General features: G+C 23.5%; 9 protein-coding genes. 7 read left to right on the top strand and 2 right to left on the bottom strand.

The features are described from left to right. Both Q4E08_RS08405 and Q4E08_RS08400 read right to left on the bottom strand, forming a co-directional pair. Positions 1 to 279: hypothetical protein (locus tag Q4E08_RS08405; protein WP_303130147.1), on the bottom strand; the 279-nt coding region annotated here is incomplete at its 3' end. A gap of 163 nt (positions 280 to 442) precedes the next feature. Continuing rightward, on the bottom strand, positions 443 to 1,453 hold the full coding sequence (locus tag Q4E08_RS08400) for a hypothetical protein (protein ID WP_303130146.1): 1,011 nt from the start codon (positions 1,451 to 1,453) through the stop codon (positions 443 to 445). Positions 1,454 to 1,699: 246 nt separating this feature from the next. On the opposite strand from Q4E08_RS08400, the gene Q4E08_RS08395 reads away from it, so the two are divergent. The 7 genes from Q4E08_RS08395 to Q4E08_RS08365 all read left to right on the top strand — a co-directional run bounded on the left by Q4E08_RS08395 (position 1,700) and on the right by Q4E08_RS08365 (position 8,653). Then, positions 1,700 to 2,680 (top strand): hypothetical protein, encoded by a 981-nt coding sequence (locus tag Q4E08_RS08395; RefSeq protein ID WP_303130145.1) that lies wholly within the window; start codon positions 1,700 to 1,702, stop codon positions 2,678 to 2,680. A 130-nt stretch (positions 2,681 to 2,810) separates the two neighbouring features. Next, a complete protein-coding gene (gene fsa, locus Q4E08_RS08390; protein WP_303130144.1) occupies positions 2,811 to 3,455 on the top strand; it encodes a fructose-6-phosphate aldolase in 645 nt (214 codons plus the stop codon). Positions 3,456 to 3,753: 298 nt separating this feature from the next. Then, positions 3,754 to 4,461, top strand: a complete 708-nt coding sequence (locus Q4E08_RS08385) for a M48 family metallopeptidase (protein WP_303130143.1) — start codon at positions 3,754 to 3,756, stop codon at positions 4,459 to 4,461. 391 nt (positions 4,462 to 4,852) lie between these two features. Continuing rightward, on the top strand, positions 4,853 to 6,694 hold the full coding sequence (locus Q4E08_RS08380; RefSeq protein ID WP_303130141.1) for a PRD domain-containing protein: 1,842 nt from the start codon (positions 4,853 to 4,855) through the stop codon (positions 6,692 to 6,694). 257 nt (positions 6,695 to 6,951) lie between these two features. Next, a complete protein-coding gene (locus tag Q4E08_RS08375) occupies positions 6,952 to 7,470 on the top strand; it encodes a hypothetical protein (protein WP_303130140.1) in 519 nt (172 codons plus the stop codon). A 25-nt stretch (positions 7,471 to 7,495) separates the two neighbouring features. Then, positions 7,496 to 8,032: a hypothetical protein gene (locus Q4E08_RS08370; protein ID WP_303130139.1), complete on the top strand. Its 537-nt coding sequence runs from the start codon at positions 7,496 to 7,498 to the stop codon at positions 8,030 to 8,032. Positions 8,033 to 8,251: 219 nt separating this feature from the next. Continuing rightward, positions 8,252 to 8,653: a DUF5684 domain-containing protein gene (locus Q4E08_RS08365; RefSeq protein ID WP_303130137.1), complete on the top strand. Its 402-nt coding sequence runs from the start codon at positions 8,252 to 8,254 to the stop codon at positions 8,651 to 8,653. The last annotated feature ends 5 nt before the right edge of the window (positions 8,654 to 8,658 follow it).

Raw genomic sequence — 8,658 nt, 5'->3', positions numbered from 1 at the left:
TTTTATGCAATCAAATATTCTATTTGTAAGAACTGGTACTGCCTTAACATTATTTAAATCTGGCACTACTTTAGGTAATCCAGAACAACATTCAGGTTTACAATTTGGTTTAAATGGAGCACAGTCAGTGCAGCATTTTATTTCATCACAATGATGATCTTCATGGTGGCAATTATCTTCATGATTACAACTATCATCATTATGAGGTTTTTCTTCATAGCAATTTAAGTCATTTTCGAAGTATGACATATTATCTTCAGGATATTTACAATCGGACATAAAAAGTTCCTCCTTAAATAAAATAATTTTATAAATTAAATTCCTTACTTTTATATTATGGAGATAGCTTAAATTGTTTACGAATAAATTTAATTTTAAAGAAAAATATTGACGAATAAGTAAAAATAAACGTAGGCATAAAGCCTACGCATATTATAATTGTTTATTTATGAGGTTTCATTAATCCAGAATTATTACAGCAATGCTCTCTAGGAGTATTAATAGCTAATACTGATAAGTTTTCTTGAATTAAAGCATATAAAGATTTTATTATTAAAAGAGATGATTCTACAGTTGCATTAAAAGTAAAGTCGTCTTCTGTTTCTTGTAATTGATTTGTTGGTTCTATACATTCTATAGATAAACATTCTCTAAAGTTTTCTCTTAATGGTATTCCAGAATTTAAATGAGGTAAGCATATTCTACCAAAGAAATTAAATTCAGAAGGTAATCCTAAAACTGTAGTTAATAGTCCGCTTTGAGGAGCAGATTCAGCAGTAAATGGTATGCAACCAGCTCTACCAGTTACAGTTATAACTAAATTACTAATATAGAAATTAAGACCTCTTTCTAATACTCTACAATTAGTTCCGTTTTTATTATTATGATGATGACAGCTATGACAACAAGGAATATTTCCAGTTGTAATAGAAAAATCATTTGCTATAGTTGTACCATTTATTGTTGTTGGATTAATAGCTGTTGCATCAACTTGTTCTGAACATATTGTAATGTTACCTTCTAAAATATTATTAGTAACTACAGCCCCTATTGCATCATAACTAAATGATACTCTATCAACACATACATCAGTACCAGCTGCATATGCGCCATTTTGTGGTGGTTGAGAAGTTATAGTAAATTCTAAATTTTCAAGAAGTCCAGGGAAAGGAATTTCTAACTTCATACAATCAAATATTTTATCAGCTAATATTGGTACACTAAAAACTGAACTTAAATCTGGTGTAACCTTTGGTAATCCAGAACAACAATTTGATTTGCAATTTGGTTTAAATGGGTTGCAAGTTGTAGCTTGGCAACATCTTTCAGGCCTTTCAGAACAATTTTCTTTTTCCTCATGATTTAATCTATCATTACAGTTTAATCTATCATTATGGTTTAATCTATCTTCAAAATAAGAATCTTTATCTTTACAATATCTATAATCGGACATAATTTGAAATCCTCCTTAAAATTTTATCAGTTGTCTATCAATTTTTTATATTTTATTGAATTGTTAAAACTATTTTTTGTAAATTTGATTTACCTACTTATATACTATGAAAATTGTCTTATATGTTTACAGAAATTTTTATAAAGTATATTAAATTATTTAAAGAAGATTAAAATTAGTTGTAATTCATAAGAATAACCAAAATAGAATATATATTTCATAAAAATAACTTTTAGGAGTGAGCATATGTCTTTTGTAAGGGAATATGAAACAATTTTAAAAAAGTCAGATGGAAGTATATATTCAATAAATTATAGTAATGGAAGTTTTAGTGTTTATGATGATGAAAAAAATATTTGTAATGAGAAAATTACAAATGAAGATTTAAGCTTTGTTGATGTATGGTTTGATATAGATAATAAAGATAATATTTATGGAATTATAAATAATAAAGAAGGTAAAATTTTATATTTTAATGAACTTAACAATATTAAATCAAAAGTATCTTTTTATAATTATGATAAATATAAAACTTTAATAAAATTTCCTTATATAAAAAATATAAATGATGAAAGTCATATTATTTATTATTCAATGGATGCTTATGATGGAAATTTTTTTAGATTGATACATTATAACAAGGTTGGAGATAAAATAGTAAAACAAGAAATAGATAAAATTGAATGTATTATTTTAAGTAATTTTTGTGTTGAGTTTACTAAAGATATGATGTATGTATTTTATTTTAAAATTGTAGACCAATTAGAAGAAATTTTTGTGTCTTGTTATGATTTAAAAAGTAAAGTGTGGGGAAATCCAATTCAACTTACAAGTACAAATAAACAAAAAGTGTATTTATCTTTAGCAAAAGATAATGAGAATAATTTTTTTGTAACATATTCTGAAAATAATGATAGCAAATATTATTGTATGTGCTTAAAGGTTAATATTTTTGAAGGAAAAATAGTTAATAAAAATATTAAGGTTGTTAATGAGTGTGTTGAGTGTACATTTCCTCAAATAATTAGGGAAGGGGATAGCTTATATATTCAATGGGTTGAATATGGAAAGTTAATTGAATGTTTTTCAAAGGATTCTGGAGAAAACTTTAGTAAAGGAATTATTTATAGTAAGTCAATTGATAGTGATTTTATTAGATGTAACTATGGATCAAATAATTTAGAAGATAAGGATTTAAGCTTAACAACTGTATTTTTAGAGTACTGATAAATGAAGGTTTAATTATAAATATAAAATAAAGTATAGTAAATTTTTGTTAATTTTTATAATTAATACTTATAATAAAACTGTAATAATTTAAAATAGAAGTATAAGTATATAAAGGGGAGTGAGTTTTTTGAAGATATTTATAGATACTGCAAATGTAGAGGAAATAAGAGAAGCTAGTAAGCTTGGAATTTTATCTGGAGTAACTACAAATCCATCTTTAATAGCAAAAGAAGGAAGAGATATTAAAGATGTTGTAGAAGAAATTTGTAGCATTGTAGATGGTCCTATAAGTGCTGAAGTTATGAGCCTTAATGGTGATGAAATGGTAAAAGAAGCTAGAGAGCTTTCAAAAATTCACAAAAACATAGTAATTAAAATTCCTATGTGTGAAGAAGGTCTTAAAGCTGTTTCAATTCTTTCAAAAGAAGGAATTAAAACAAATGTAACTTTAATATTTTCACCACTTCAAGCATTACTTGCAGCAAGAGCTGGAGCTAGTTTTGTAAGTCCATTCATTGGAAGACTTGATGATATAGGAAATCCAGGAATTGAAATTGTAAGGCAAATATCAGAAATGTTTGCACTTCATGGAATAGAAACAGAAATTATAGCAGCTAGTATAAGAAATCCAATGCATGTTTTGGATTCAGCTATGGCAGGTGCAGATATAGCAACAATACCTTATAAGATTATAGTAAGTATGACAAAGCATCCTTTAACTGATGCTGGAATTGAAAAATTTATAAAAGATTATGAAAAAGCTAATAAATAAGGCTAGAAAAAATTATAACTTTATTTTTATATGAAAAATCAATTAGTAATTATGTATAAGTAAAGTAATTTATAAACAATTATAGGATTATAAAGGAAAAAGAAGAAAGAGGGGAGCTTTTAGAGAAATTTAAAGCTAACCTCTTTTTTAATATTTATTTTCGTTTGATAATTATTATTAAAAATTATATTATAAAATAGAAAGTGTAAGGTTTTATTTTAAATCAATTTTTAAAGTAGCATTAATTATGGTTTTAAAATTATTTAAATATATAGTATAAAAATTGGGAGCGAAAGCTATGAAAAAATTAAAAATAAATAAAAATGAGAAGGAGATAGAAGTAACTCTTATAAGAAAAAATGTTAAAAATATAAATTTAAGAGTTAAAGATTCAGGAGAGATAACTGTAACAGCCAATAATAAAGTTGATGAAGAATATATTATAGATTTTCTTAAAAGGAAGATGGATTGGATTTTAAAACATATAGATGAGTTTGAGGAAAGAAAAAAGCTTAAAGTAAAAAAAGAAAAGTTGCTTAAAGATGATAATATAATATATTTAGGAAACATATATAAAATTAAGGGTGTTAAAAGTAATAAGGAATATGTAAAGTTAGGGAAAGATGAAATTTATGTATTCTTAAAAGATAAGGATAATTTACATAAAATAAATTTAGCATTAAATAGATGGTATAAGGATAAAATTAATGAGATATTTTTAAAAGTTTATAGGGAAACGTTTAAAAAATTTAAGAGATATAATATAAAGCATGTTGAAATAAAATCAAGAAAAATGAAAAGAAGATGGGGTTCTTGTAATCCAAATGATAGAATAATCACTTTAAATAGTGAACTTATTACAAGAAATATTGAATGTATTGAGTTTGTTATGGCACATGAGCTTGCACATTTAGTTCATGCAAACCATAGTAAAGATTTTTATGAAGTTTTAGAAGATGTTATGCCAGATTGGAAAAATAGAAAAGAAACTTTAGGAAGTATATAAAATATAAAAAAGCTTTAGGAAACATCTAAGGTATTATTTTAAAATAATATAAATAAGTGAAACTTAAATTTAATATGTAGTTTAATTAAATATATTTATTAAGAAAACTAACCAGTAGAATTTAAATTTCTGCTGGTTTTATTATTTAATGAACTTATTTATTATGAAAGTTTGTATAAGATAAGAAAAATATACTTAAATAAAAATATATTTGTAAAAATTTTTAAGGTAAACTAAAAGAGTTTATTTAAAGTATTTATTTTATTATAGAGCTTTTATATTAGTTTATTTTTATATTTTACAATATATTTAGTTAATAATTTGAAAAACAACTAAAATTGGTGATATAATCCTAATGAAAAGGATTAAATTAACTAGGGGAGAGAATATTTTGAAAAATAAGGACAGAGTCGAAAGGTGTTTGGAAGATTTAACTTCAAGATTAATAGATAGAGAAGATTTTTTGGGCATAGAAACAACAGAAATTGCAGAGAAGCTAAATTTAAAAAGAAATTCTGTTAGTCACTATTTAAACGTTTTAGTAGATGAAGGGAAAGTTATAAAAAGAAAAAGTAGACCTGTTTATTTTATTCATAAAGGTGTTATGGATAAGTATAAAGAGGAAAAGGATATAATCGAAGGCAAAAAGGAGAAATCTTGTTATACTTATAAAGATGTTATAGAAGAAATTTTAAAATTAAAAAGTTTTTTAATTGAATATGACAAAAGAAATATAACTATAGATTATTTAAAAAAAGAAGTAAGATTATGTGTAAATAAAATACTTAGCATTATAGTTTATAAGGATTTTGATTTTAATGATGAAATTTTGAGAAATAATTATAATGAAAGTGTAAAGGTTGCTATTGATAAAAGTAGTAAGTTATATGGATTTAAGTATTATAAAAATGCAGTTAATGCAGTAAGTAAAATATTATTATTTTTTAATAAGTACACTGAAATTGATGAATTTTTTGATGACTATAATAAAACAAGAATAAGAGAAATAAAAAATAAAATTTTCTGGAAAGAAAATATAATTTCAGATTACATAATAAAAGAATTATCAAGTTTAATAAATTATAAAAATAGTTTTATTATAGATTTCTTTTTTTCAATTTACATATTTACAATAACAGATAATAAAGATTTAAAAACAAATATTATACTTATGGCACATGGGGAGTCTACTGCTAGAAGTCTATCAAGTGTTGTAAATAAATATTTTGGAGAATTTTTAATAACTCCTTTTGATTTTTCATTAGATACTAAAATAGAAGATAAAATTAAGACTATAAAAGGATATTTAAATTCAGTTTGTACTTTTGGAGATAATATTATATTAGTTGATATGGAAGAATTGCTTGAAATTAGTGATGAAATTGAAAGCATAGTAAAGGGACATACATTAATTATAAAAAATATAACTACTGATTTTATTATAGATATATCTAAGAAAATTAATGAAGGTTCTGATTTAAATTCTATTATTAAATTACTTGAAGAAGAAAATAATTTTAAATATAAGCTTGTTAAGGGTAAAAAGAAAGAAAGAGCAATTCTTACAACTTGTGTATCTGGTATTGGAACTTCTGTAAAAATAAAAGAACTTTTATCAAGATGTATTGATGATAAAGAAATAAATATAATACCTTATGAGTATGGAAGACTTGCTAATAAAGGCTTAGATGATGAAATTTTTAATGATTATGATGTTAAGCTTATAATAAGTACAACAGATTTGAAAATTGAAGGAATTGAATGTATTTTATTAAATGATTTAATGAAAATTAAAAGTTATGAAAAGATAAATAAGGCTCTTATTGAAAATATAGATAAAGATAAAGTTCAAATAATAAGAAAAGACTTAGCAAAACATTTTTCATTTGAAAATATAATAAGTAAATTAACTATTTTAAATCCACAAAAAACAATAAATGAAGTTGAAACTATTGTTACATCTATGGAAAAGAAGTTAAAGAAAAACTTTACTCCAGAACTTAGAATGCTTCTTTATATTCATATGAGTATAATGATTGAAAGACTTATGATTAATAAGGGAATAGATTGCAAGGAAGATGAATTAAAGGATTATATTAAAAATAACAAAAGAATAATAAAAATTATAGAAGATAGCTTCTATGAAATAGGAAAAGAATATAATTTGGTCATAACAACAAAAGAAGTTCAAATTATACAAGAAATAATTGAGGGACGTATAGGAAAATTATAAATTAATTTAAAAAAAGACATGTATATCCTCCATTTAGGTTAGATATGCATGTTTTTTGTTTATAAATTAATAGGTATTATTTTAAAGAAAAGAGAAGAATTTGTAGTAATATTTAATATTTTTACAAATTAACAAAATATTATTTAACAATAGGTTTTATTTGGTTCACAGAAAAATAATTACTGATTAATTATTATGATACAAATTATTGATAAAATTTTTTTATAAAATAAAAATATTAGAAATGGGGAAAAAGAATGAAAAAATTTCAAATAAATGATTTATTAAAACAAATAATTATTATAAATAGAAACATTAATCCAGCTGATAAGGAAAAATTAATAAAACAAATAAAATATAAAGAAGTTACAAGTCTTCAAGGAGTTAAAATAATAGAAGGAATATTAAATTATGGTGTTATTTTAAGTGAAGAACAGATAGAATCACTTCCTTATGTAGATTGTAAGAGGTTAAACACTGCATTATATTTAATAATTAAATGTTATAAAATTATGGATATAGAAAGCTTAAATGAAGCTTTAGATTCAATGCTTACAATTAATATTGATGAAATAACTGGTGGATTTTATGAGAGAGATACAATTGCAGATGTATCAGCGGTAAACGATATTATTGATGGATATGTTTTAGCTTCTAAGCCTTTAGAAGATGATGATTATAACATAGGAAATGATGAAATAAGTATAGATAAAATAAAAATTAATTATGGAAATAAAGAGATGATAAGAGAATTTAATCGTGAATTATTTAGTTAATTATAAAACTAAAGGAGTGATAAAAATGAAAAATATAATAAGACTATTATTAGGTTCAGCTTTTATTTGTACATTAGCGATTTCTCTTGTAGGATGTAACAATAATTCTATATCAAAAAACATTGATGCAGCAAAGGACTTTATAAATAATAAAGAATATAACAAGGCAGAAAGTGCACTTGAAAATGTAATTGACCAAGATAGCTCAAACAGAGAAGCAAAACAATTAATGGATATAGTAAGTAATTATGAAGGTGCATTAGCTCATTATAATGCTGGTGAATATAAAGATGCTGTAAAAGAATTAAATGAGATTCCAGTAGAATATAAAGATTATAAAATTAAAGATGATATAGATAATTTAAAACATGAATTAGCTTTTCAAATTGATAAAACTAAAGATGTAAATGGATATATAAAAAAGGCAAAGGATTTAATTGCAAAAAATAAATATGATGAAGCAGAAGAAGTTATTGAAATGATAGACGTAAATTCACCAAATAAAGCTCAAAGAGATGAAATCAATAATCTTATGACAGAAATAAGTAAACATGATGATTAATTTAAGTAAGATTTTAAAAATAAAACTTAAATAAACAAAGTAGCAAAGTAAGTAAAAGATTTAAACTATATATAATATTAAATTTTAAATTAAGAAGTTTTATACTTAAAATATTAAAGGAAATTAGAAGAATTTAAAGAGAGCTAGAAGAATTTACTTGTATAAAATAGAATGATTTAAAGAAAAATAATAGTATAATGAAAGGAGTGGATTCATATTATGTATACAAATGTTTATAACATGCTTTATGAAACAGGATCAACTACTTTTGGTATTATTTTATATGCTGTGGTATATTTAATTGAAATATATCCCCTTTATGTAATGGCTAAGAAAGCCAATCTTAGCAATCCATGGCTTATGTTTATTCCAGTATTTAATATGTTTAAGCTATATCATTTAGCAGGACTTTCTTACTGGTATGTATTGTTATCATTTATACCATTTATAGGATGGATTGTACCTATAATAGTTTTATACAGAGTCTTTAGAAACTTTGATGTTGGAGTTCTTGGAAGTATACTTGGAGTTATATTCTCCTTTATAGGCTTCTGGTATCTTGCATTAAGTAACAAGAGATTCGTTGGTGAAATACCAGATAGATTTAGAGAATATATTTAAAATAA

Source organism: Clostridium sp. (genome assembly GCF_030532265.1).
Lineage (GTDB): Bacteria > Bacillota > Clostridia > Clostridiales > Clostridiaceae > Clostridium.
The sequence above is the reverse complement of the archived record's forward strand: the minus strand, read 5'-3'. Positions and strand labels throughout refer to the sequence as shown.

What these genes read in the sequence shown, in the direction of transcription:
- Q4E08_RS08385 (WP_303130143.1), top strand. Translation starts at nt 3,754, where the DNA reads ATGAAAAAATTAAAAATAAATAAAAATGAGAAGGAGATAGAAGTAACT.
- Q4E08_RS08365 (WP_303130137.1), top strand. Translation starts at nt 8,252, where the DNA reads ATGTATACAAATGTTTATAACATGCTTTATGAAACAGGATCAACTACT.
- Q4E08_RS08375 (WP_303130140.1), top strand. Translation starts at nt 6,952, where the DNA reads ATGAAAAAATTTCAAATAAATGATTTATTAAAACAAATAATTATTATA.
- Q4E08_RS08370 (WP_303130139.1), top strand. Translation starts at nt 7,496, where the DNA reads ATGAAAAATATAATAAGACTATTATTAGGTTCAGCTTTTATTTGTACA.
- Q4E08_RS08400 (WP_303130146.1), bottom strand. Translation starts at nt 1,453, where the DNA reads ATGTCCGATTATAGATATTGTAAAGATAAAGATTCTTATTTTGAAGAT.
- Q4E08_RS08395 (WP_303130145.1), top strand. Translation starts at nt 1,700, where the DNA reads ATGTCTTTTGTAAGGGAATATGAAACAATTTTAAAAAAGTCAGATGGA.